15 protein-coding genes are annotated in these 23379 nt (G+C 69.6%); 7 read left to right on the top strand and 8 right to left on the bottom strand.

The features are described from left to right. Positions 1–295 precede the first annotated feature (295 nt). Complete coding sequence (locus ABT352_RS19850) at positions 296–871, top strand: DUF5919 domain-containing protein (protein ID WP_350946328.1); 576 nt, start codon at positions 296–298, stop codon at positions 869–871. Positions 872–970: 99 nt separating this feature from the next. Here ABT352_RS19850 and ABT352_RS19845 read toward each other — a convergent pair whose 3' ends face one another. Both ABT352_RS19845 and ABT352_RS19840 read right to left on the bottom strand, forming a co-directional pair. Then, on the bottom strand, positions 971–1435 hold the full coding sequence (locus ABT352_RS19845) for a hypothetical protein (RefSeq protein WP_350946327.1): 465 nt from the start codon (positions 1433–1435) through the stop codon (positions 971–973). Between the two features lie 521 nt (positions 1436–1956). Next, positions 1957–5139, bottom strand: a complete 3183-nt coding sequence (locus ABT352_RS19840; protein WP_350946326.1) for an amidase family protein — start codon at positions 5137–5139, stop codon at positions 1957–1959. A gap of 157 nt (positions 5140–5296) precedes the next feature. Between ABT352_RS19840 and ABT352_RS40780 the strand changes: the two genes are divergently transcribed. From ABT352_RS40780 to ABT352_RS19815, 6 genes are all read left to right on the top strand, one after another. Continuing rightward, positions 5297–5524 (top strand): hypothetical protein, encoded by a 228-nt coding sequence (locus tag ABT352_RS40780; RefSeq protein ID WP_502992875.1) that lies wholly within the window; start codon positions 5297–5299, stop codon positions 5522–5524. Positions 5525–5678: 154 nt separating this feature from the next. Next, complete coding sequence (locus tag ABT352_RS19835) at positions 5679–8105, top strand: GcvT family protein (protein ID WP_350946325.1); 2427 nt, start codon at positions 5679–5681, stop codon at positions 8103–8105. A gap of 147 nt (positions 8106–8252) precedes the next feature. Beyond that, positions 8253–9473, top strand: a complete 1221-nt coding sequence (locus ABT352_RS19830; RefSeq protein ID WP_350946324.1) for a sarcosine oxidase subunit beta family protein — start codon at positions 8253–8255, stop codon at positions 9471–9473. Positions 9474–9486: 13 nt separating this feature from the next. Further along, a complete protein-coding gene (locus ABT352_RS19825; RefSeq protein ID WP_350946323.1) occupies positions 9487–9765 on the top strand; it encodes a sarcosine oxidase subunit delta in 279 nt (92 codons plus the stop codon). Further along, entirely contained in the window at positions 9762–12935 is a 3174-nt protein-coding gene (locus tag ABT352_RS19820) for a 2Fe-2S iron-sulfur cluster-binding protein (protein WP_350946322.1), read from the top strand. The genes ABT352_RS19825 and ABT352_RS19820 overlap by 4 nt, the downstream gene beginning before the upstream one ends. After that, complete coding sequence (locus ABT352_RS19815; protein WP_350946321.1) at positions 12928–13542, top strand: sarcosine oxidase subunit gamma; 615 nt, start codon at positions 12928–12930, stop codon at positions 13540–13542. Before ABT352_RS19820 ends, ABT352_RS19815 begins: the two co-directional genes overlap by 8 nt. A 230-nt stretch (positions 13543–13772) precedes the next feature. Here the strand turns inward: ABT352_RS19815 and ABT352_RS19810 are convergent, their stop codons facing one another. From ABT352_RS19810 to ABT352_RS19785, 6 genes are all read right to left on the bottom strand, one after another. After that, positions 13773–15212, bottom strand: coding sequence for an MFS transporter (locus ABT352_RS19810; RefSeq protein WP_350946320.1), 1440 nt, complete (start codon positions 15210–15212; stop codon positions 13773–13775). Between the two features lie 556 nt (positions 15213–15768). Further along, on the bottom strand, positions 15769–16524 hold the full coding sequence (locus ABT352_RS19805) for a trypsin-like serine protease (protein WP_350946319.1): 756 nt from the start codon (positions 16522–16524) through the stop codon (positions 15769–15771). Between the two features lie 270 nt (positions 16525–16794). Beyond that, entirely contained in the window at positions 16795–19593 is a 2799-nt protein-coding gene (locus ABT352_RS19800; RefSeq protein ID WP_350946318.1) for a glycosyl hydrolase family 95 catalytic domain-containing protein, read from the bottom strand. A 142-nt stretch (positions 19594–19735) separates the two neighbouring features. Beyond that, a complete protein-coding gene (locus ABT352_RS19795; protein WP_350946317.1) occupies positions 19736–20767 on the bottom strand; it encodes an ABC transporter permease in 1032 nt (343 codons plus the stop codon). Beyond that, complete coding sequence (locus ABT352_RS19790) at positions 20751–22277, bottom strand: sugar ABC transporter ATP-binding protein (protein ID WP_350946316.1); 1527 nt, start codon at positions 22275–22277, stop codon at positions 20751–20753. Before ABT352_RS19790 ends, ABT352_RS19795 begins: the two co-directional genes overlap by 17 nt. Next, positions 22267–23340 (bottom strand): sugar ABC transporter substrate-binding protein, encoded by a 1074-nt coding sequence (locus ABT352_RS19785; protein WP_350946315.1) that lies wholly within the window; start codon positions 23338–23340, stop codon positions 22267–22269. The genes ABT352_RS19790 and ABT352_RS19785 overlap by 11 nt, the downstream gene beginning before the upstream one ends. Positions 23341–23379: the final 39 nt, after the last annotated feature.

Genomic DNA, 23379 nt, shown 5'->3' with positions numbered 1-23379 from the left:
ACGAACCCACCGCGTTCCAGAGACGTCCAGGACGTTTCAAAGTTAGAGTCGAAAACGTCCTTGACGTCCTCACTCCCCGAGGTGCACCGTGGCCAACGTCCCCTTACGCCGCGCCATGCTCGATGCGAAGCTGAGCAACCAGAACCTGGCAGACCGCTGCGAGGTGGACGTTAAAACGGTGGAACGCTGGCTACAGGATGAGGCACGAGTCCCACACCTCCGGCACCAGTTGGCCGCCGCCGAGGCATTAGGAGTTGATACGTCCGTGTTGTGGCCAGAGGCTATCCGTAACACCGTGAAAACCGGCCCGGATCGAGAGGTTCTGACCGTTTACCCCTATCGGTCGGCGTGCCCCAAGTCGATCTGGCGCAACCTGATCACCTCGGCCCGCAACGAGATCGTCTTCGCCGGGTACACCAACTACTTCCTGTGGCTGGAGCACCCCAACCTCGCCAAGGTCCTCAAGCGCAAGGCCGAGCAAGGGTGCAAGATCCGCTTTCTGATCGGTGATCCGGACAGTGAGGTCACCCGCCGCCGGGAGGAGGTGGAGAGCGTTCCGTTGACGGTTTCCACCCGCATCCGGATCACCCTCTCGGAGATCGAGCAGGTTCGGGACGTGCCCGGCATCGAGGCGAGGTTCGGAGACGAGCACATCGCGATGAGCGTCTTCCGCTTCGATTCGGAGATGCTCGTGACGCCGCACCTGGCCAAGCTCGTCGGCCACGACTCGCCGATGATGCACCTCCGTCGCTACCAGGACGACGGGCTGTTCGACCGGTTCGGCTACCACGCCTCCGAGTTGTGGGGCAACGGGCGGGACGTCTGGGCAGAGGAGCCACGCAAGCCTGCGGGGAGCGCCAGTTCTGGGTGACAACGACCCCGGACGGGGGCGGACAACGGTGGACGGTCGTGGACCGTACGCCCAGGTCAGGGCCGGTATCGTCCCTAGTCATGCCCCCGTTCGGATCGCCTAAGAGGCGAGCAGGTCGAAGTGGAAGCCGATCAGGAGCAGTCCCACAGATACCCACCGTGCCACCGAGGCGAAATTAGGATGCTGTAACGCGAAGCCGATAATAAACACCAGTGAGGCTGCTGTGCTGCCGCCCGCCACCGCGAGCCAGGCCCGCGCCTGTGAGTTCCCCATTGGCTCAGTAACTCCGATGATGAGTAGCGAGGTGATTGCTCCCGCGGCAGAGCCAGCACCGGCGGGGCCCAGAACGGGTCGGGCAGTCATGAACTGCACCAGACGGTCACCGTAGCGAGAGAGCTTCTCTGGCCCGACCAGGTCAATGAGGACTACGGCGCCGGCTACAAACGTGAGGATCTTCCCAGCGCGCCCCCACCACAACATCGGCACACCGAGCATGTCGTTCCCAATGGTGGGCTTTCCCTGGAGCCACATCTGCCACGCTTCGAGATAGCTGATGTCCGCCATGGACGGAGCGTAAAAGCGGCACAGGTCGCTGGCAATCCCCAGAAACCATGGAGACGTCTCTATGCTGCGATGGCCTGAGAAGGAATTTCGCTCGGTTCCGGAGCCGAGCCTGCCAAGGAGGTCTGTCGAGCGGGAACTTCCGTTCTCCGCTTCCTTCGAGATCGACAATGACTTCGCTTAGGAAGACGGCATGGGTGAGTGACCAACTGGGTGACAACGACCCCGGACGGGGGCGGACGACGGTGGACGATCGTGGACCGTACGCCCAGGTCGGCGCCGGTATCCGCCTTGGTCGTGCCCCTGCTCGGATCGCCTTACAAGCGAGATGTCACTGGTTCGAACCCGGTAGTGCCCACCAGCAAAAACGCCCCGTTCCTGATCTTCGGAACGGGGCGTGGGCGACTGACTCCCAAAGATGTCATCCATGGCCTCTGCGCCTTGCATGAGCACCTCAGGTCGTACCCCCGCAACGAGAGAAGGGCCCGCGGGGGAGACCGCGGGCCCTTCTCCTCAACCGGTGGTCAGCCCTTGTAACGAGGGGACAGGCGGTCGCCCGGCAGGCAGAACTCGCCCGTGAAGAAGGTGCTCTCCGGGACGCAGCGCCACATGCTGGGGTTGGTGTAGCTGGGGGCGAGGCGGTCGTCGATCGCCTGCTCCAGCGCGTAGCCGCCGGCCAGCAGCTTCGCCTCCGAGAAGGCGCCGCCGATCAGCGTCACACCGATGGGGTTGCGGCCCGACGAGCTCTGCTGCGCGCCATACCCGGCGGGGATGGTGAGCGCGGGGTAGCCGGCGCGGTCGGCGTAGCCGATCACGTTGCTGCCGCTCGGGACCAGGATCAGGTCGTACCCGCTCAGGACGGTGTCCAGGACGGCCTTGTTGGCGGCCTTGCCGGCCTCCAGGTCGGCCGTGTACTTGGCGTTCGTCGCGGGGTCGGACAGGTCGATCGCCTGGGCGGCCAGCAGTTGACCCTGCTGGTACTTCAGGCCCTCGACCGGGTTGGCGTTGTTGTAGTCGATGATGCTCCGCAGCGTCGTGCCGGGCTTGGCCGCGCCGAGGTAGGCGTTCAGGTCACGCTTGAACTCGGTGGCGACGACGCTGTCGGTCGCGGCCGGTGTGGCGATCGAGACCTGGGTGACGGTCGCGCCGAGGCCCTGGAGCTTGGCGATCGCCTCCTGGTAGGGGGCGCTCGTGCTGGACACCACGGCGATCTTCTTGCCCGCGAGGGCGTCGGCTTTGAGGTCCTTCGTGTAGTCGACCGGGCTCGCCGGGTCGGCGATCACGTTGAGGATCGTCGCGGCGTCGCCGACGCTGCGGGTGATCGGGCCGGGGGCGTCCTGCGACTTGGCCACAGGGAGCACACCGGTCGTGCTGACCAGGCCGACGGTCGGCTTGAGTCCCACCACACCGGCCGCGTCGGCCGGGGCGAGGAGCTGCGCCGAGTCGAGTGAGGTCTCCATGCCGATCGTGATCGCGGCCAGACCCGAGGCGGTGGCCGCCGCGGCGCCGGCCGACGAACCCGCCGGGGTCTTGTCGGTGTCGTTCGGGAGCAGGACCTGGCCGCCGAGCGAGGAGTAGCCCTTCGGCAGGTTGGCGTCGAAGACGCCGTTCAGCTCGGTGACGTTGGTCTTGCCGAGCACGATCGCGCCGGCGGCCTTCAGCTTCGCCACGAGGGCGGAGTCGTTGGCCGGCTTGAGACCCTGGAGGGCGATCGAGCCGCCCGTGGTCGACAGCGACTTGGCGTCGATGGTGTCGTTGACCAGCACCGGCAGGCCCCAGAGGGCCGGACGCGGCGGGCGCTTGTCGTTCGGGCCGGTGGGCTTGCCGGTGCGGTGCTTCCCCCGCTCCTGGTCGAGCTTGCGGGCCTCCTTGATCGCGTCGGTGTTGATCTCGCGGACGGCCTGGGTGGCCGGGCCCTCGGCGTTGGTCAGCGCGATGCGGTCGAGGTAGGCGCGGGTGAGCTCCTCGGCCGAGACCTCGTCCTTGTTCAGCTTCTGGATCAGGCTCTGCGCCGTCTCGGTCTCCAGCGAGAAACCGAGCGGCCGGGAGTCGTAGCCGGTCACCTTGAGGACGGCGTCGTAGTCGGGGTTGCAGGCGCCGCGCCCGGCGAACGGCGGAGCCGGGGTCGTCTTCGCGCAGCGGTACATGCTCGGGTTCACGAGGCTGGCCGGCCGGCGCAGCTTGGTGGCCTGCTCGATGACGTAGGCGACGCCGAGCAGGTCGAACTCGCTGTAGGCGTTGCCGTGGACCAGCACGTTCTGGGCGCGCCGATGGGTCGCGGTGTAGCCCATCGGGATCGTGATCGACGGGTAACCGGCCTGCGGGGCGCTCGGCGCGCCGCCCAGGATGGCGATCACCGGGTCGGCCGGCTGCGCCGGGTCCGAGTTGGTGTACGTCACCATGTCGTCGATGGCCTTGTGCCAGGCGGCCTTACGGATCGCGAGGTTCGTCCGGTACGCCTGCTCGTTGGCGCCACCCGGGGTCACGTCCGCCTGCGACGAGTTCAGGTGGTTGACGTTGCCGAACTTGAGCGCCTGGTGAGCTTCGGCCTGGTTGACCTGCACCTCTTCGACCAGCGATTTGATTGGCGCCTGCGGGCCTAGCCGCTCGTAGTAGGAGTCGATGCTCTTGTGCTGCTCATAGCCGCTGGGCAGCGCGGGCAGCGAGGGGATCGTCGCCTGCGGGCGGGGCACCAGGATGGCGCCGGCGGCGATCAGGGCGTCGTACGCGATCTTGAGCGGGCTGCCCTCGGTGAGGGTGCCGTTGTACCCGATCTTCTTGCCGCGCACGAAGCCGAGATCGATGGCCTTGGTGTAGTCGGGCAGCGTCGCGGGGAGCGGCGGGATGATGCCCTTGGCGATGTAGTCGTCGCCGAACATGGCCTTGTACCCGGCGTCGGCCACCGGGTCGGGCCCGGCGATCGAGGCCAGTGTGAGCGCGGCGTCGGAGACCGTGCGGACCATCGGGCCGGCGATGTCCTGCGAGGCCGAGATGGGCGCGATGCCGTAACCGGGCACGAGACCCACGGTCGGCCGCAGACCCACGAGCGACTGCGCGTTCGACGGCGAGATGATGGAACCGGAGGTCTCGGTCCCGATGCCCAGCGTCGACAGCGCCGCGGCCATGGCCGCGCCGGTGCCCGACGACGACCCGGAGGGGTTCTGGTCGGCGTCGATGCCGTTGATGACCTGGCCGCCGTAGTTGCCGAACCCGGAGGGCTGCGAGCCGAAGCTGTTGGCGTACTCCGACAGGCCCACCTTGCCGAGGATCACGACGCCGCGTTCCTTCAGCTTCTTGGTGATGCCGGCGTCGGAGGCCGGGAAGGACCGGCGCAGTGACCAGTTGTTCGCCGTCGTGGGCATGCCCTCGACGTCGATCAGATCCTTGAGCAGGATCGGCAGTCCCATGGCGGGGCCGAGCGACTTGCCCTTCTTGCGCAGGCGGTCGTACGCCTCGGCCTCCTTCAACGCGTTGGGGTTGAGGTCCGTGACGGCGTTCAGGCCGGGCCCGCGCTTGTTCAGCGCGGTGATCCGGTCGATGTACGCCTTGGTCAGGTCGACCGAGGTCAGCTTGCCGGCGGCCATGAGGGAGACGGCCTCGGCGCCGGTCAACGTCTCAAGATCGAGTTTGACCTTGGCGTTGGCCTGCTGGGGTTGCACGGCTACGAGGGTGAAGGAGAGGGAGAGGGAGATGAGGACTTTGCGCACCACGTGCTCCTTGAGGAACCCGGTATTGCGCGTGACGCTATAGACCATCCGTTACGGCGATATGTCGTACATATTCCCTGGGGGAAACGTGCCGTACTGACTGGTTTATTACGGTTGTCCGCTTACCTGGAACCTTCCATTGGCTACGGCGAGGATCGTGGTCGAGCAGATCTCCAGCCGGGTCGTCTACACCAACCCCTGGATGACCATCCGCGTGGACGAGATCGTCCACGCCGACGGCCCCCGGCATCGAGGCGAAGTTCGGAGACGAGCACATCGCGATGAGCGTCTTCCGCTTCGATTCGGAGATGCTCGTGACGCCGCACCTGGCCAAGCTCGTCGGCCACGACGTATCCGAACTCGGGGTACATCAGACCCGGAGTGATTCAGAACGCAAGGGGACGGAGCGGGACCGGCTGTCCCCGTTCGCCGTTTCCCGTGGACGACCGCCGGCCCGTTCTTGACAGTGTTGGAGACGGGAGGACAATCTGTTGCGGGAAGCGCACTTCGTTTCGGACTGCGCAACGACGGAGGTGGGTATGGCGGGCCGACGCGTCGTCATCATCGGAGCCGGGGTCGTCGGGGCGGCCCTCGCCGACGAGCTCTCGGCCAGGGGCTGGAACGACATCACCGTCGTCGACCAGGGCGCCGTGCCCGCCACCGGGGGATCGTCCTCCCACGCGCCGGGCCTGGTCTTCCAGACCAACCCCTCCAAGACCATGGCGGAGCTCGCCCGCTACACCGTCGAGAAGCTCGTCGACCTCGACTGCTTCCTCCAGGTGGGCGGCCTGGAGGTGGCCACCACGCCAGAGCGGCTCGCCGAGCTGCACCGGCGCCACGGCTGGGCGACCTCCTGGGGGATCGAGGCGAGCGTGCTCACCCCCGAGGAGTGCGTGGAGCGCCACTCCCTGCTGGACCGGGACAGGATCCTCGGAGGGCTGTTCGTCCCCACCGACGGCCTGGCCAAAGCCGTACGCGCCGTCGAGGTCCAGCTCGCGCGCGCGCAGGAACGCGGTGTTCGCGTCCTCGACCGGCACGAGGTGCTGGACATCCGCGTCGAGGACGACCGGGTCGCGGCCGTCGTCACCGACCGGGGCGAGATCCCCGCGGACCTCGTGGTCTGCTGTGCCGGGATCTGGGGGCCCAAGGTCGCGGGCATGGTCGGCATGACGCTGCCGCTCACCCCCCTCGCCCACCAGTTCGCCTGGACGGGTCCCGTCCCCGCGCTCGCCGGACAGGCCGGCGAGGCCGTCCGGCCGATCCTGCGTCACCAGGACGCCGACCTGTACTACCGGGAGCGCTTCGACCGGCTCGGCGTCGGCTACTACGGCCACCGCCCGATGCCGATCACCGCCGAGGAGATCCCCCCGCTCGCCGACGCAGAGGTCATGCCCTCGGTGCTGGCGTTCACCGGCGACGACTTCGCCCCCGCCTGGGCCGAGACGAAGGCGCTGCTGCCCGCCACGGGGAAGGCCGAGCTCGAAGCGGGGATCAACGGCCTGTTCTCCTTCACCACCGACAACATGCCGCTGCTCGGACGGTCACGCGAGGTGGAGGGCTTCTGGGTGGCCGAGGCCGTGTGGGTCACCCACTCGGCGGGGGTGGGCCGTGCCATGGCCGAGTGGCTGGCCGACGGTCACTGCTCCTCCTTCGACCTGCACGAGTGCGACGTCAACCGGTTCGAGGCCCACCAGCTGGCCCCCGAGTACGTCCGCACCCGCGACTGCCAGAACTTCGTCGAGGTCTACGACATCATCCACCCGCTCCAACCGGCGGAGAACCTGCGCCCGCTGCGCACCAGCCCCTTCCACGCCCGCCAGCGCGAGCTGGACGCCTACTTCCTCGAGGCCGTCGGCTGGGAGCGGCCCCAGTGGTACGGAGCCAACGCGCCACTGCTCGACGGCCGTGACATCCCCCGCCCCAACGAGTGGGCCGCCCGCCACTGGTCGCCGATCGTCGGCGCGGAGGCCCAGGTCTCACGCGAGGCCGTCGCCCTCTACGACATGAGCGCGCTCAAGCGGATCGAGGTCGCGGGCCGCGGTGCCGCCGCCTTCCTGCAGCGGATCTCCACGGGCGACGTCGACAAGTCCGTCGGCTCGGTCACGTACTGCCTGCTGCTCGACCACGACGGCGGCATCCGCAGCGACATCACCGTCGCCCGGCTGGGCCGCGACCTGTTCCAGGTCGGCGCCAACGGCCACCTCGACCTCGACTGGCTGCGCCGTCACCTGCCCGCCGACGGGTCGGTCACCGTCACCGACATCACGCCGGGAACCTGCTGCGTCGGCGTCTGGGGTCCCCTGGCCCGCGAGGTCGTCGCCCCGCTCGCCGGGCCCGCCTTCGGCCCCGGCGGTTTCCGCTACTTCCGTGCCGCGCGGGCGTACGTCGGCGCCGTGCCCGTCACCGCGCTGCGGCTCTCCTACATCGGGGAGCTGGGCTGGGAGCTCTACACGACGGCCGACATGGGCGCGAAGCTGTGGGACACCCTCTGGGAGGCGGGCCAGGAGCACGGGATCATCGCCGCGGGCCGCGGCGCCTTCAACAGCCTGCGGCTGGAGAAGGGCTACCGCTCCTTCGGCACCGACATGACCTACGAGCACGACCCGTACGAGGCGGGCCTCGGCTTCGCCGTGCGCAAGGCCGACCGGGGCGACTTCATCGGCCGCGCGGCTCTCGCCGAGCGCGGCACGACCCCCCGGCGCAGGCTGACCTGCCTCACCGTCGACGACCCCGCCGCCGTCGTGATGGGCAAGGAGCCGGTGTACGACGGCGCGTCCCGCGCCGGATACGTCACCAGCGCCGCCTACGGCCACACGATCGGCAAGAACATCGCCTACGCCTGGCTGCCCGCCGAGCTGTCCGTGCCGGGGAGAGAGCTGCACATCGGCTACTTCGACAAGCGGGTGCCCGCCGTCGTCGCCGAGGAGCCGCTGTACGACCCGGCGATGGAGCGCCTGCGTGGCTGACCGGGCACCGGGAACGAAGGGGATGCCCGTGAACTCCGCGAGGCCCGAACCCGCCCGCGTGCGGGCTCGCCCGAGGGACCGAGAAGGGACGACGTCGACTTCCTTGCCGTGCATGAAGGCGGAGGACTCCACGCCGAAAGGAGAACGATGAGCACCGAGGAGCTCCCCGAGCACCCCGACCGGCTGTGGAGTGCTCCCGAGCCGAAGCCCTCCTACGACGTGGTGATCGTCGGCGGCGGAGGCCACGGCCTGGCCACCGCCTACTACCTGGCCAGGAACCACGGGATCACGAACGTGGCCGTGCTGGAGAAGGGCTGGCTGGCCGGCGGCAACATGGCCCGCAACACCACCATCATCCGGTCCAACTACTTGTGGGACGAGAGCGCGGGCATCTACGAGCACTCGCTGAAGCTGTGGGAGGGGCTGGAGGAGGACCTCGGCTATCCCCTCCTGTTCAGCCAGCGCGGCGTGCTCAATCTCGCGCACAGCCTGCAGGACGTCAGGGAGGGCGTCCGCCGGGTCAACGCCAACCGCCTCAACGGCGTCGACGCCGAATGGCTCGGCCCCGAGGAGGTGAAGGAGGTCTGCCCGATCGTCGACGTCTCGCCCGGCACCCGCTACCCGGTCCTCGGCGCCACCTACCAGCCGCGCGCGGGAATCGCCAAGCACGACTACGTGGCCTGGGGGTTCGCCCGCGCCGCCGCCGCGATGGGCGTCGACCTGATCGAGCACTGCGAGGTCACCGGCATCGACGTCGTGGACGGCCGCGTGCAGGCCGTACGCACCACCAGGGGCCGCATCGCCGCGGGCAGGGTCGCGATGTGCGCGGCGGGACACTCCTCGGTCGTCGGCCGGATGGCGGGGGTGGAGCTGCCGGTGCAGAGCCACCCGCTGCAGGCCCTGGTCTCGGAGCTGCTGGAGCCCGTACACCCCACGGTGGTCATGTCCAACGCGGTGCACGTCTACGTCAGCCAGGCGCACAAGGGCGAGCTGGTCATGGGGGCGGGCATCGACGCCTACAACTCCTACCGGCAGCGCGGCGCGTTCCACATCATCGAGCGGCAGATGGCGGCGGCGCTCGAGCTGTTCCCCGTCTTCGCGCGGGCCCACGTGCTGCGCACCTGGGGAGGGATCGTCGACGTCACCCCCGACGCCTCGCCCGTCGTCGGGCTCACCCCCGTCGACCGTCTCTACGTCAACTGCGGATGGGGGACCGGCGGCTTCAAGGCCACCCCGGGCGTCGGATGGTGCTACGCGCACACGATCGCCCACGACGAGCCGCACCCCCTCAACGCCGCCTTCACGCTCGAACGATTCACCACCGGCGCGCTCGTGGACGAGCACGGCGCCGCCGCGGTGGCCCACTGAAGGAGCCCGACCGATGCTGCTGATCCCCTGTCCGTGGTGCGGGCCACGGGACGAGGCCGAGTTCCACTACGGCGGGCAGGCCCACGTCGTCTACCCCGACGACCCCGCCGCGCTCTCCGACGAGGAGTGGGCGAGATACCTGTTCTTCCGCGACAACCCCAAGGGGCCCTTCGCGGAGCGCTGGTACCACGTGGCCGGATGCCGCCGCTGGTTCAACGCGGTCCGCGACACCGCCACCAACGAGTTCCACGCCGTCTACCGGGTGGGCGAGCCGGGGCCGGTGAGCCGGTGAGCGAGCAGCCGTTCCGCCGGGCGGGCCATCGCGGGGAGACACTGCCGTTCCGGTTCGACGGCCGCGACTACGAGGGGTACCGGGGCGACACGCTCGCCGCCGCGCTGCTCGCCAACGGCGTCCGTACGGTCGCGACGAGCGTCGCACTCGGCCGCCCTCGCGGGATCTTCGCCGCCTGGACCGAGGAACCCAACGCCGTCGTCCAGATCGAGCACCCCTTCCCCGAGCCGATGCTCCAGGCCACCGTCGTCGAGCTGTACGCGGGACTGGTGGCCACCGGCCTGCCGGGCAGGGGCAGGCTCGCCGCCGAACCCGACCCGGCGCGCCACGACGGCGTGTACGCGCACTGCGACGTCCTGGTGGTCGGCGCGGGACCGGCGGGCCTCGCGGCGGCGACCGCGGCGGCCACCTCGGGCGCCCGGGTGATCCTCGCCGACGACCGTCCCTCGCCGGGTGGAAGCCTGCCCGACACCGGCGAGAACGTCGACGGCCTCCCGGGCGCGACCTGGGCCGCCACCGCGCTGGCCGAGCTGGAGGCCCGTCCCGAGGTGCGGGTGCTCACCCGTACCAGCGTGTTCGGCTACTACGACGACAACTACTTGGTCGCCGTGGAACGCAGGGGGGAGAACGCCTCCTCCCGGACGCGCGTCTGGCGCGTCCGGGCCCGCCGCGTCGTGCTCGCCACGGGCGCGCACGAGCGTTCGATCGCCTTCGCGGGCAACGACCTGCCGGGTGTGATGCTCGCCGGCTCGGCGCGCGCCTACGTCAACCGGTACGGGGTCCTGCCCGGCCGCCGCGCGGTGGTCTTCACCACCGGGGACAGCGCCTACGCCGCGGCCCGCGACCTGGCCGCCGCGGGCGTCGAGATCGCCGCCGTCGTGGACACGCGCCTCGCCGCCGACCCGAGCCGGAACGGCCCCGGCGGGGCGGCGGGGCGGGGCGGCCCGGATGACTTGAGCGGTCCGGACGACGTGGACGGCACGGACGACGCTGGGGACCTCGCTGGGGACCTCGCTGGGGACCTTGCTGGGGGCCTTGCTGGGGGCCTCGGAGGTGCCGAGGTGCTCACCGGTCACGTCGTCACCCGTGTGAACGGCGACCGCGGCGTCACCTCCGTGACCGTCTCGAAAAGACCCGCCGAGGTCGGCACGCCTTCCGGAGCCGCTGCCGGGACGAACACGTCAGAGGCCGTCGCCTCTGGGATCACCGCGTCCGGGTCCGCCGCGCCCGGAGGTGTCGCCTCAGAGGCGCCCGCTTCCGGGACGAACGCTTCCGGGACGAACGCGTCCGAGGCGGAAACCTCCGGCGGACGCGAGGTCGAAGCCGACCTGTTGCTCGTCTCGGGCGGATGGAACCCCGCCGTCCACCTGTTCAGCCAGGCGTCGGGGACACTTCGCTACGACGAGGCGCTCGGCTCCTTCGTCCCCGGAACCTGCCGTCAGGCCGTCGAGGTCGCCGGGGCCGCCCGAGGGCTCCGCACCCTCGCCTCCTGCCTGGAGGACGGCGCCGCCGCCGGAGCGCGGGCCGCCGAGGCGGCCGGTTTCGGTGCCCTCCCGACCGCCCCCCACACGTCCGCCCGGGAGGCGACGGAGGCCGCGGGGGCCGGGGGAGCGCGGGACACGCAGGCGGTCTCGAACCTCCGGGAGACGGCCGACGAGACAGCCGACGGGACACTGGGCGGAGCCCCTTCCGAGCACGTGTGGCTCGTCCCCGCCGACGACTACCGGACCCACTTCGTCGACCTGCAGCGCGACGTCACCGTCGCCGACATCATGCGCGCCACCGGGGCCGGGCTCCGTTCGGTCGAGCACGTCAAGCGTTACACCACCGCGGGGACCGCGCACGACCAGGGAAAGACCTCAGGGGTGCTCACCAGCGGTGTCGTCGCCCACCTCCTGGGCGTGGACGTCTCGGAGCTGGGCACCACCACCTTCCGCGCGCCCTACGTGCCCGTCTCCTTCGCGACCCTCGCCGGGCGCGACAGGGGAGCGCTGCACGATCCCGTCCGGGTCACCGCGCTGCACGAGTGGCACGTGGCCCACGGAGCGCCGTTCGAGAACGTCGGCCAGTGGAAGCGGCCCTGGTACTACCCCCGCGAGGGCGAGGACATGGAGGCCGCCGTCCTGCGCGAGTGCCGGGCCGTGCGGGAGGCGGCCGGGGCGATGGACGCCTCCACACTCGGCAAGATCGACATTCAGGGGCCGGACGCCGCGCAGCTGCTCGACCGGCTCTACACCAACCTGATGAGCACCCTCAAGGTCGGTTCGATCCGCTACGGCGTGATGTGCCGCCCCGACGGGATGGTCTTCGACGACGGTACGGTGATCCGCCTGGCCGAGAACCGTTTCCTGGTGACGACCACCACCGGCAACGCCGCGGCCGTCCTCGACTGGATGGAGGAGTGGCTGCAGACGGAATGGCCGTCGCTGCGGGTCTACTGCACCTCGGTCACCGAGCAGTGGGCGACGGTCGCGCTCGCCGGGCCGCGCTCCCGCGAGGTGCTCGCAGCACTCGCCCCCGACCTCGCCGTGGACAACGCGAGCTTCCCGTTCATGACGTGGCGTGACGGCCGGGTGGCGGGCCTGGACGCGCGGGTGTGCCGGATCAGCTTCTCCGGTGAGCTGGCGTACGAGATCAATGTCAGCGCCTGGGACGGGCTCGCCCTGTGGGAGGCGCTCCAGGCCACCGGGGCGGTCACCCCGTACGGGACCGAGACGATGCACGTGCTGCGGGCCGAGAAGGGCTACCCCATCGTGGGGCAGGACACCGACGGCACGGTCACCCCCGCCGACCTCGGCATGGAGTGGGTGGTGTCCAAGAAGAAGGCCGACTTCCTCGGGAAGCGTTCCTTCTCCCGCGCCGACACCGCCAGGCCCGACCGCAAGCATCTGGTCGGCCTGCTGCCGCTCGACCCGGACCTCCTGCTGCCCGAGGGCTCCCACCTGGTGGCCTTCGACCGGCTGCCCGAGCCGCCGGTCCCCACGCTCGGCCACGTCACCTCCAGCTACCGCAGCGCCGCGCTCGGCAGGACCTTCGCCCTCGCCCTCGTCAGCGGCGGGCGCGAACGCGTCGGCGAGCGGCTGTACGTGCCCGTCGCAGGGGAGCTGCTGCCCGTCACCGTCACCCACCACGTCCTCTACGACCCCGAGGGAGCGCGCCGCGATGGCTGAGCCACCGACCGGGCGGTTGAGCCCGCTCGCCCGGCTGGAACCGGTGTCGAACCAGGACCTTCGTATCGCGGAGCTGCCGTTCCTCACCCAGATCGACCTGCGGGTGGAGCCGGGGAGCGGCACCGCGACCGGCGTCGCCGGCGCCCTCGCCGCCCTCGGCGTCCCGCTCCCCGTCGAGCCGGGCACCTTCGCGAGCACCGGCCACGATGTGCCGCCGTCCGGTACGGCCGGGAGCGACATCCTGGTGTTGTGGCTCGGTCCCGACGAGTGGCTCGTCGTCGGGCCCGCGGGCGACACGGGTCTGGAGACCCGGCTGCGAGCCGCGGCCGGAACCGGTCACGCCGCCGTCACCGACGTCTCCGCCCAGCGGACCGTACTGCTCGTGGCCGGTCCCAGGGCCCGTGACCTGCTCTCCCACGGCTGCGCCCTCGACCTGCACCCTCGCGTGTTCGGCCCCGGCCGCTGCGCCCAGACCATGCTCGCCCGAGCCCAGGTCGTCCTCGCCGCGCGCGGAGGCGACGAGTTCCACGTCTTCGTACGCTCGTCCTTCGCGGCCTACCTCGCGGCCTGGCTCCTCGACGCGGCGGGGGAGTACCTGGGCGGCTGAGGCGGCCGTCCGAAACCGGAAAAGACCGACCGGCGCGTTCGCGGTCGGAGCTGCCGGGCGCGGACTCCCGGCTTCGGCCAGGGGAGCGGGCCTGGAGTGGGAGTGCCGTCGGGTCCGAGCGTGCTCCGCCCCCGGCGCGAGGCGCGCGGGGAGCCCGAGCGGACATGGGGAGAGGGCCGGTCCCGGCGTGCGCCGGGACCGGCCCTCTCCCTGTGAAGACCCGCCGAAGGCTAGGCGCCGGCCACGGAGGCGGACCTGGCCTCCGGGACGGAAGCCGCGGGAGCGGCGGGAGCCGGCCTGCGCACCGCCGGAAGAACGGTCGCGGAGATGATCACGATCACCACGGAGAGCGCGGTGGAGAGCCAGAACGCCGTCTGGATCCCGTCGACGGAGATGCCCTGTCCCGTCCCGCCGACGAGCGAGGCCACCGCCACCGCGACGCCGAGGCACAGCCCGACCCCGAGCTGGCGGTTCGAGTTGTAGAGACCCGACGCGAGGCCCATCTGGGCACCGGCCACACCGGACGTGGCCGCCACCGCGGTGCTGATCATCATGACCGTCACACCGACGCCGAGCAGGACGCCTCCGGGCAGCACGTTCAGCAGGAACGAGCCGTCGGCGGGCGCGAGCGCCAGCACCAGCGAGCCGACGACCAGGAAGAGGGCACCGACGACCAGCACCGGCCGGGCTCCGATCCGCGCGGTCGTCTTCGCCACCGGCAGCGACGCCAGCACGACCACGAGGGCCTGCGGGAAGAACGCGAGCCCGGTGAGGATGGCCGAGAAGCCCAGGACCTGCTGCATGTAGAGCGTGATGAAGAACGTCGAGATGGACATGACGCCACCCGACAGGAACGCGACCAGGTTGCCGCCCGTCACCCCGCGGTTACGGAAGATCGAGAGCGGCACCAGCGGCGCGGACACGCGGGTCTGCACGAAGAGGAACACGACGAGCAGCGCGGCTCCCGCGATCAGCGGGGTCAGCACACCGGCGCTGCCCCAGCCCTCGTCGGAGGCGATGGTGAGGGCGTAGGCGATCGCGCACATGCTCGCGGTCACCAGGATGGCGCCGGGGACGTCGATGCGCGAGGAGCGCGTCGACACGCTGTCGTCGTCGAGGCGGATCGCGGCGCGCACGACCATCGCGATGCCGACCGGGACGTTGATGAACATGACGGCACGCCAGCCGAAGATCTCGGTCAGCACACCGCCGGCGAGCACGCCACCGGCGAAGCCCACCGAGGACACGGCGCCGAACACGCCCATGGCCTTGGCCCGCGCCTCCCCCTCGGGGAAGCCCGCACCGATCATCGCCAGCACGGCCGGAGCCACCGCCGCGGCCGAGAAGCCCTGCAGGGCACGGGCGGCGATGAGCACGATGGAGGAGGTCGCGAAACCGCCCACCAGGGAGGCGATCGTGAAGATCGCGAGGCCCCATACGAACATGCGCTTGCGGCCGATGATGTCGCCCACGCGCCCGCCGAGCAGCAGGAAGCCGCCGTAGAACAGCGCGTACGCTCCGACGACCCAGGGCAGGGCGCCGGAGGTGAAGGACAGGTCGGTCTTGATCCATGGCAGCGCGACGTTCACGATCGCGAAGTCGAGCGTCAGCATGAACTGGGCGAGGCACAAAAGAAGCAGTGGTGGTGGCTTCTTAACCTGAGAGTCCATGATTTCTTTCTCCTGTCTCCTGGCACGGATTAAGCTATTCTCGGCGTCGATTTAGGCCCGCATGTTCTCGTGACGACCGATGACCCGAGTGGCTGTTTCGAGCACAACCGTCTCAACGGCACGCGGCCGGGCGAGCCGCTGTCGGTGCTCAGCAGCCGTCCGTGGATCGTGGGCGAATACGAACGCCTGCCGACAGGAGAAGCATGGTCTTGGCCGACAATTTTCACTCTCCTTGGCGTCGACATAATTGTTCCGGGTGTAAATCAATTATGTGGTCGCAGGCCAAGGGCGGCCAGAGCATCAATCATCAAAAGCGCGTGCATCTTTCATGCCGGCCAAGATGAATAATTCAGCAATCGGACGTCGCGGCATGAACTGCCTGCCGAGCGGGTCGCGGTGGACGGGTCTTACCGGGTCTCACCGGGTCTCATCGGCCCGCGAATGTCACGGGCCGGGGTGCTGTCGGCGGCGGGTTGGCCCGGTCCCGCGCGGTACGGGTCCGGTCCTGCGGTGAAAGTCCGCTCGGAGTGGCTTTCGCGCCGGGGCGATCACCCGTTCAGGGGAGTGTGACGAACCTCTTGAGGAAACTCCGGGCCGCCGGGGTGTCCAGGCGATAGTCGTAGTTGATCTTCTTGCACGCCTCGTCCTCCCCGCTGATGGTCGTGGCCACGAGCAGGTCCGAGGTGGGTCCCCCCAGGAAGTTCGGGCCGCCGGAGTCGCCGAAGCAGGTGCTGCCGTCGCCCTTGGAGGGGTCCAGTGACAGTTTGAGCCAGTCGCGGGTGAGGGCCTCGAAGGAGATGGACGCCTGGTAGCGGGTGTCGGTGTAGGTCAGCCGTGTCCTGTGCTTGACCTTGACCGAGGCCATGGCGCCGTACCCGACCGGGGTGAATCTCGTCGTCTTCAGGGTCTTGTCGGCCTTGAGGCGGTCGAGCAGTCCCTCGGTGGGCAACCTGGCGGGCGTGATGCCGGGGATCGCCGCGTCGAAGACGACGACGGCCATGTCATGAAGATCGGACTCGTCCCGGTAGCGCGAGTCGGGGACGTAGCGACCGGTGTAGATCTTGTCTCCCGGCCGGTAGCGACTGGAGAAGGAGACCTGGGCGCTCTTCTGCCCCGGTTCCGCGCAGTGGGCGGCGGTGAGGAAGACGGTCGGCGAGATGAGCGTGCCGGTGCAGTAGGACCATGTGCCGTCATCGTTGGGCATGTCGCCGATGATCGCTCCCACCTGCGGGTGAACGGTCAGGTCGGGCGAACCATTCGTGATCGCCCGTGCCGGGGAGGCGGTGATCGTCGCGAGAGCGGCAGAAATCATGACAAAAGGGATGAAACGCACGCGGGAACTGTAACCGTCCGAGGGTTACATTTGACACAGGACGCAGAAAGATCTACCCGTTGCCTGCCGGGCCCGCGGACGAGGAGTTCAGGGAAAGGCGCCGGTCACGGCGGCCGGGCCGGTCGGGGTCGCGTCCAGACCCTCCGGGCTCGACGGCGTTCCGGCCGCCCCTTCGGTACGCACCGGGGCGGGCTTCGCCGCGACCGGTGGACGGTCGCGGCGAAGCGCACGGTGATCAGGTCGGCGGCCTCACACGTTCGTGATGGTCCACTGGTTGTTGGTGCTGTTGTTGGGGGCCCACATGGCGACGGTGGAGCCGGCGGTGTTGTTGCCCATGCCGTCGAGGGCGGTGTTGGTGCCGCGGTTGATGATCTGCTGGCGGCCGTTGCCCACGCTGTTGAGGCGCCACTGCTGGTTGTTGCCGCCGTTCCAGGCGGCCTGTCTGGCATTGGCTCCGTTGGCGGTGTTGCCCCAGCTGTCGATGACCATGCCGTTGGTGCGGTTGACGATGCGGTACCAGCCGCCGCCGAGGTCGACCAGCTGCCACTGCAGGTTGGTGCTGGTGTCGGAGGCGTTCCACTGCTTGAGGTTCGATCCGGAGGCGACGTTGCCGCCGCTGTCCAGTGCCAGGCCGGTGGTGCCGTTGGTGATCCGCACATAGCCCGTCGGCTGCTGCGGCGTGCCGGACGCCGTCACGCGGTAGGTGCGACCGGCCTGGCCGGTCAGCCTGATGACGCCGGCCTCCGGGCTGGTGACGGTGACGGCACCGTTGGTCGCGGTGTCGACCACCTGGTAGGTCCCGGTGAGCGACTGGCTGCGCACGTTCACCGTGCCGACGCGGTCGAACTTGACGAGCATCTCGCCCGCCAGGCCGGAGGCCCAGGTGATGTCCACGGTGTAGCCGCCGCGCCCCCGAAGCCCCTGCACCTTCCCGCTCGGCCAGGCCGAGGGCAGTGCCGGCAGCACGTGCAGTTCGCCGTTGTGGCTCTGCAGCAGCATCTCGGCGATGCCGGAGGTGGCGCCGAAGTTGCCGTCGATCTGGAACGGCGGGTGCAGGTCGAACATGTTCGGCGCGAGCCTGGCCGGCGTCACCAGCAGGCGGATCAGGTTCTGCGCCCGGTTGCCCTCCTCCATCCGCGCCCAGTAGTTGATCTTCCAGGCGAGCGACCAGCCGGTCCCGTCGTCACCGCGCAGTTCGAGGGTCCGCCGCGCTGCGGTGTACAGGGAGGGGGTGCCGCGCTTGGTGATCTGGTTGCTGGGGTGCAGGCCGTACAGGTGGGAGACGTGCCGGTGGTTGGGCTCGGTCTCGACCCAGTCGTACAGCCACTCCTGGATGTTGCCGCGCGAGCCGACCTTCATCGGAGGGAGCCGGTCCCTGGTCGCCAGGACCCGCGTACGGAAGTCGGCGTCGACGCCCAGCACCTGGCTCGCCTTGGCGCAGCCGTCGAACAGGTCCCGCAGGATCTGGTTGTCCATCGTGGGGCCCGCGCACACGCTGACACCCGAGTGGTGGGCCAGTTCCGGGGAGTTCGACGGGTTGGTGACCAGATACCTGAGGGCCGGCTCCTCCACGAGGGTGTCGAGGAAGAACTGCGCGGCCCCCTTCATCGCCGGGTAGTACTCCCGCAGGAAGTCGACGTCACCGGTGAAGTTGTAGTGGTCCCAGATCATGGTGGCCAGCCACGCGCCGCCGGTCTGCCACATGCCCCAGAACGCGCCGTCGACCACCGAGGTGGCCCGCCACCCGTCGGTGTTGTGGTGGGTCACCCAGCCGCCGGCGTTGTACTGCACCCGGGCCGTGCGGGCGCCGGTGACCGTGAGGTCGTTGATCATCTTGAACACCGGCTCGTAGCACTCCGACAGGTTCGTGCTGTCGGCCGGCCAGTAGTTCATCGGCAGGTTGGCGTTGATGGTGTACTTGGAATCCCACGACGGGCTCAGCGAGTCGTTCCAGATGCCCTGCAGGTTGGCCGGCTGGGTGCCCGGACGCGAGGAGGAGATCAGCAGATATCGGCCGAACTGGAACAGCAGGGCCGACAGCTGCGGGTCGTTGGTGTTCGAGTGCTGCGAGATCCGCACGTCGGTCGGCTGGTCGGCCGCCGAGGTGCGGCCGAGGTCGAGCGTCGTGCGCGAGAACAGCCGCTGGTAGTCGGCGACGTGCCGGCTGCGCAGGTCGCTGTAGGACCTGGGGACGGCCGCGTCGAGGTGCCGCCGCGCGATGCCCTGGTAGTCGCCGCCGACGTTCTGGTAGTTGACGTAACTGGTGCCGATGGAGATCAGCACCGTCACGCTGTTGGCCCCGGTCACCTGTAGCGTGCCGCCGCTGCTGGTGACGGTGCCGCCTTCGGCGACGGCGCGGGCCAGCCCGAGGAACCGGACCGCGCCGGTCTTGCCCTCCATGTTGCCCGAGATGCCGTCGAGCCCCACGGACGTGCCGTCCGGGCTGGTGCGCGTCGTGCGCTGAGGGCTGTCGAACGTCGCGGAGAACGTGATCGAGCCGGGCCTGTCGGCGGTGAGGCGCACGGCGATGACCTGGTCGGGTGCGCTCGCGAACGTCTCGCGCTGGTAGCGGATGCCGCCTTTCAGGTACGACACCATGGTGGTGGCCGTGGTCAGGTCCAGGTAACGGTTGTACTCGGAGACCCCGCTCGTGTTGCCGAAGGTGAGCCGCAGGTTGCCGGCGAGCTGGTAGGCGAGCTGCCCCGCGGGGCTGCCGAGCATGTTCTGGTCGATCAGGGTCTGCGCCTGGCTCCACTGGTTCTGGAAGACCAGCTGCCTGATCTGCGCCAGCGCCGCCGCGCCTCTGGTGTTGCTCTGGTCGTAGGGGCCGCCGGCCCAGATGGTGTCCTCGTTGAGCTGCAGACGCTCGACGTCGACGTTGCCGAACACCATCGCACCCAGGCGGCCGTTGCCGATCGGGAGTGCGCGGAGCCAGTCGGTGCCGGCGCTCTGGTTGTACCAGAGCGCCATGTCGTTCGCGGCGACCACCGCCGGGGGCGGGGCCGAGGCGGCCTGGGCGGCCGCCGTCCACGGCATCGGTAACAGCATGGAGCCTGCTCCGACCGTTCCGATCTGCATCAGTCGTCTGCGTGTCAGGGGGTGCTCGGACATTTCGTTCCAATCGGTCAGGGGGTATGGCGCCCGGAAGGGCGCCATGGCGGAGGAACGGGAAAGAGGTACCTGAGACGAGCTAGTCCTGGACTTTGCCTCCTGTGAGACGGGAGAGGATGAGGGCGATGAGGATGATGGCGCCGTTGAGGGCCTGGATCCACTGGGCCGGCACGCCGGCCAGGGTGAGGACGTTCTGGATCATGTAGAGCAGGAGGATGCCGGTGAAGGCGCCGAACATCGTGCCCTTGCCGCCGTTGAGGCTGACGCCGCCGATCACGGCCGCGGCGAACACGGTGAAGATGGCGCCGTCGCCCTGCGCGGCGGCCACCGAGGCGAGACGCCCCGACAGCAGCAGGCCCCCGAGCGCGGCGAGCAGGCTGGCGCCCACCAGGGCGGTCCACAGCACCCGGTCGGTGCGGATGCCGGCCGCCTTGGCCGCGTCCACGTTCCCGCCGAGGGCGTACAGGGCACGGCCGTAGCGGGTGAAGCCGAGCAGCACGATGCCGACGGCGAACAGCAGCAGGCACAGCCAGATCGAGGCGGGCACCCCGAACCACAGGGCCGAGCCGAGGTAGAGCATCGACGGCGGCAGGTTGAAGAAGGTCTGGCCGCCGGAGATGCCGGTGAGCAGGCCGCGCAGCACGATCAGCATGCCGAGGGTGACGATGAAGCCGTTGAGCCCGAACCGCACGATGAGCAGGGCGTTGATCGCGCCGATCAGCACACCGACGGCGAGGGTGATCGGGATCGACCAGGCGCCCGACAGCACGCCGAGCCCGGCGCCCGAGCCGACCGCGACGGTCAGCCAGGCGGCCACGCCCGGCGCGAGACCGAACGTCGACTCCAGCGAGAGGTCCATCTTGCCGGCGACCAGGACGAGCGTCTGCGCCATGACCAGCAGCGAGATCTCCGACATGGTCTGCAGGATGTTGATCAGGTTGTCGCCCTGCAGGAAGATCGGGTGGACGATCTGGCCGACAACGGCGATCACGATGATCGCGGGGATCAGCGCGAGGTCACGCAGCCTGGCGAGCCGCACCCGGGGGCGTTCCCGCTGGGGGGCGGCGCTCTCCGGCGCGGGCGTGCGGGTTTTCTCAGGCGTCGAGGGCATCGAGCCGGACTCCTTCCATGGCCGCCACCACGTCGTGGTCGTGCCATCCGGAGGCCATCTCCGCGACGAGACGGCCCTGGAACATCACCAGCAGCCGGTCGCACAGCCGCAGGTCGTCGAGTTCGTCGGAGGCGATCACCACACCGCTCCCTTTCTCGGCGGTCTCCTCGACCTTGCCGAGCAGGAACTCCTTGGACTTCACGTCCACCCCCGCGGTGGGGGTGATCAGCACGAGCACCCGGGGATCGGAGGCGAGCGCCCTGGCCATCACGACCTTCTGCTGGTTGCCGCCCGACAGGCCCATCACGGGCAGGTCGGGGCCGGGAGTCTTGATCGCCAAGTTGTCGATCAGGACCCTGGCGAGCCGGTCGCGCCGCCTGCCGCTGATCAGACCGGCCTCGCCGAGCTGTTCGGGGACGGTCATGGTGGCGTTGTCGGCGATCGACATCATCGCGACGAACCCCTGGTGATGCCGGTCGCGGGGGACGAAGCCGACGCCCGCGGCGAGCGCGTCGGGCACGCTGCCGGGACGGGGACGACGTCCGGCGATCTCGATCGTGCCCGAATCGGCCGCGCGCAGCCCGGCGACGGTCTCGGCCAGTTCGGTCCGGCCGCTGCCGGCCGCGCCGGCCAGGCCGACGATCTCGCCGGCCCGGACCCGGAAGCCGATCTCCCGGTAGGCGTCGCCGTAGGACAGGTCGCGCACGTCGAGCGCGACACCGGCGTCGGCGGGCACCGCCGCCCTGGGCGATGCCGTGGTCAGGCCGGTCGCCTCTCCCGCCATCGCCGCCACCAGTTCGGTGTGCGTCAGGTCGGCCACCGTGGTGGTCAGGATGTGCTTGGCGTCGCGGAAGACCGTGACCGTGTCGCAGATCTCGTAGATCTCCTGCAGGTGGTGGCTGATGAACAGGAAGGTCACCCCCTGTTCCTGCAGGGCGCGGATGCGGGTGAACAACCGGGCGATGGCGGCGGCGTCGAGCTGGGCGGTCGGTTCGTCGAGGATGATGAACCGGGCGCCGAAGGACAGCGCGCGGGCGATCTCCACGAACTGCCGCTGCTCGACGTCCAGCTCGCCGGCCGGCAGGCGCACGTCGACGTCCACCGACCAGGTGGCGAGCAGCGCGGCCGCCTTGCGCCGCAGCGCGTCCCAGCGGACCAGCCCGAACCTGTTCAGGTCATGACGGTTCAGGTAGAGGTTCTCCGCCACGGTCAGCTCGGGGATGATCGTGGACTTCTGGTAGACGCAGGCCACCCGCTGCCGCCAGGCGTCACGGTCGGCGAGGCGCGGGGCGGGTTCGCCGCCGAACCGTACCTCGCCCTCGTCGGGGGACTGGAGCCCGGTGAGGATCGAGACCAGGGTGGACTTCCCGGCCCCGTTACGGCCGACCAGGGCGTGGGTCCGGCCGGGCATGATCCGGATCCCGGCACGGTCGAGCGCGACGGTCTCGCCGTACCTCTTGGTGACGCCAACCGCCTCGACGAGGGGTGTGGTCGTCTGGTCAGCCGCCAAGGTTGTTGCCCCATAGCGAGGAGTCGTCCGACTTGACACTCGGGACGTCTCCGTAGGTGCCGCCGTCGGCGGTGACCAGGGGCGCCGACAGCTGGTCCTCCAGCAGACCGGGGCGCACCTGGATGATGGTGCTGTCGTGGTCGGTCGGGCCGGGCTGGAAGGTCTTGCCCTCGATGGCGGCCTTGGTGTACTCCAGCGCGTACTTGGCGTACTGGTCGGCCGGCTGTGAGACGGTCGCGTCGATGTTGCCGGCGGCGATCTCCTTCAGCTCCTGAGGGATGCCGTCGTTGGAGACGACGAAGACGTGCTTGGGGTCGCTCGGGGGAACGAGCAGGTTGCGCTGCTTGAGCAGCTGGAGGGTGCCCGCCAGGGCGAAGCTCGACTGCATGTAGACGCCCTTGATGTCGGGGTTGGCGGTGAGCTGCGTCTGGAGCTTCTGCGAGGCGATGGCGCCGTCCCAGTTGGTGGCCTCACCGAACACCGTGATGCCGGGGTAGTCGGCCTTCATACAGTCGTTGAACGCCTCGGTGCGGTCGCGGCCGTTGATGGAGGCGAGGTCGCCCTGGAGCATCACGACCTTGCCCTTGCCCGACAGCTTCTCGCCGAGGAACTTGCACGCCTTCTCCCCGTAGGCCCGGTTGTCGGCACGCACCACCATGTAGGCGTCACCCTGCTCGGGGCGGGTGTCGACCATGACGACGGGGATCTTCTTGGCGGTGAGCTGCTGGAGGGTGGGGGCCACGGCCGCGGTGTCCTGCGGCGCGAGCACCAGGCCCTTGACGCCCTGGCTGACGAGGCTCTGCACGTTGGAGGTGAGCTTGGCGATGTCGTTCTGCGAGTTGGAGGTCTTCAGGTCGAGGCCGTTCTCGGCGCCGAACTGGGGGACGTACTTGATGAAGGAGTTCCAGAAGTCGGTGTCGGAGCGGGGGTAGTCCACCCCGACGACCGGCTTGCTATCTGCCGGGGCGGTGGCTGTCGTTCCTGAGTCCGCGTCGCCCCCGCACGCGCTGGTCAGACCGACCGCGAGGGCGATGGCCGTTCCCAGAGCGAATCCTCGTCTCATGGTTGTTCCTTTCATGTGCTGGGTCGCGGACGGAGTTCG

Source organism: Streptosporangium sp. NPDC000563, assembly GCF_040299985.1.
In the GTDB taxonomy this organism is placed as follows: Bacteria; Actinomycetota; Actinomycetes; order Streptosporangiales; family Streptosporangiaceae; genus Streptosporangium.
This window is presented reverse-complemented; position numbering and strand designations above follow the sequence as displayed.

What these genes read in the sequence shown, in the direction of transcription:
- ABT352_RS19845 (WP_350946327.1), bottom strand. Translation starts at nt 1,435, where the DNA reads ATGGCGGACATCAGCTATCTCGAAGCGTGGCAGATGTGGCTCCAGGGA.
- ABT352_RS19835 (WP_350946325.1), top strand. Translation starts at nt 5,679, where the DNA reads ATGGCGGGCCGACGCGTCGTCATCATCGGAGCCGGGGTCGTCGGGGCG.
- ABT352_RS19830 (WP_350946324.1), top strand. Translation starts at nt 8,253, where the DNA reads ATGAGCACCGAGGAGCTCCCCGAGCACCCCGACCGGCTGTGGAGTGCT.
- ABT352_RS19825 (WP_350946323.1), top strand. Translation starts at nt 9,487, where the DNA reads ATGCTGCTGATCCCCTGTCCGTGGTGCGGGCCACGGGACGAGGCCGAG.
- ABT352_RS19815 (WP_350946321.1), top strand. Translation starts at nt 12,928, where the DNA reads ATGGCTGAGCCACCGACCGGGCGGTTGAGCCCGCTCGCCCGGCTGGAA.
- ABT352_RS19810 (WP_350946320.1), bottom strand. Translation starts at nt 15,212, where the DNA reads ATGGACTCTCAGGTTAAGAAGCCACCACCACTGCTTCTTTTGTGCCTC.
- ABT352_RS19805 (WP_350946319.1), bottom strand. Translation starts at nt 16,524, where the DNA reads ATGATTTCTGCCGCTCTCGCGACGATCACCGCCTCCCCGGCACGGGCG.
- ABT352_RS19800 (WP_350946318.1), bottom strand. Translation starts at nt 19,593, where the DNA reads ATGCTGTTACCGATGCCGTGGACGGCGGCCGCCCAGGCCGCCTCGGCC.
- ABT352_RS19795 (WP_350946317.1), bottom strand. Translation starts at nt 20,767, where the DNA reads ATGCCCTCGACGCCTGAGAAAACCCGCACGCCCGCGCCGGAGAGCGCC.
- ABT352_RS19785 (WP_350946315.1), bottom strand. Translation starts at nt 23,340, where the DNA reads ATGAGACGAGGATTCGCTCTGGGAACGGCCATCGCCCTCGCGGTCGGT.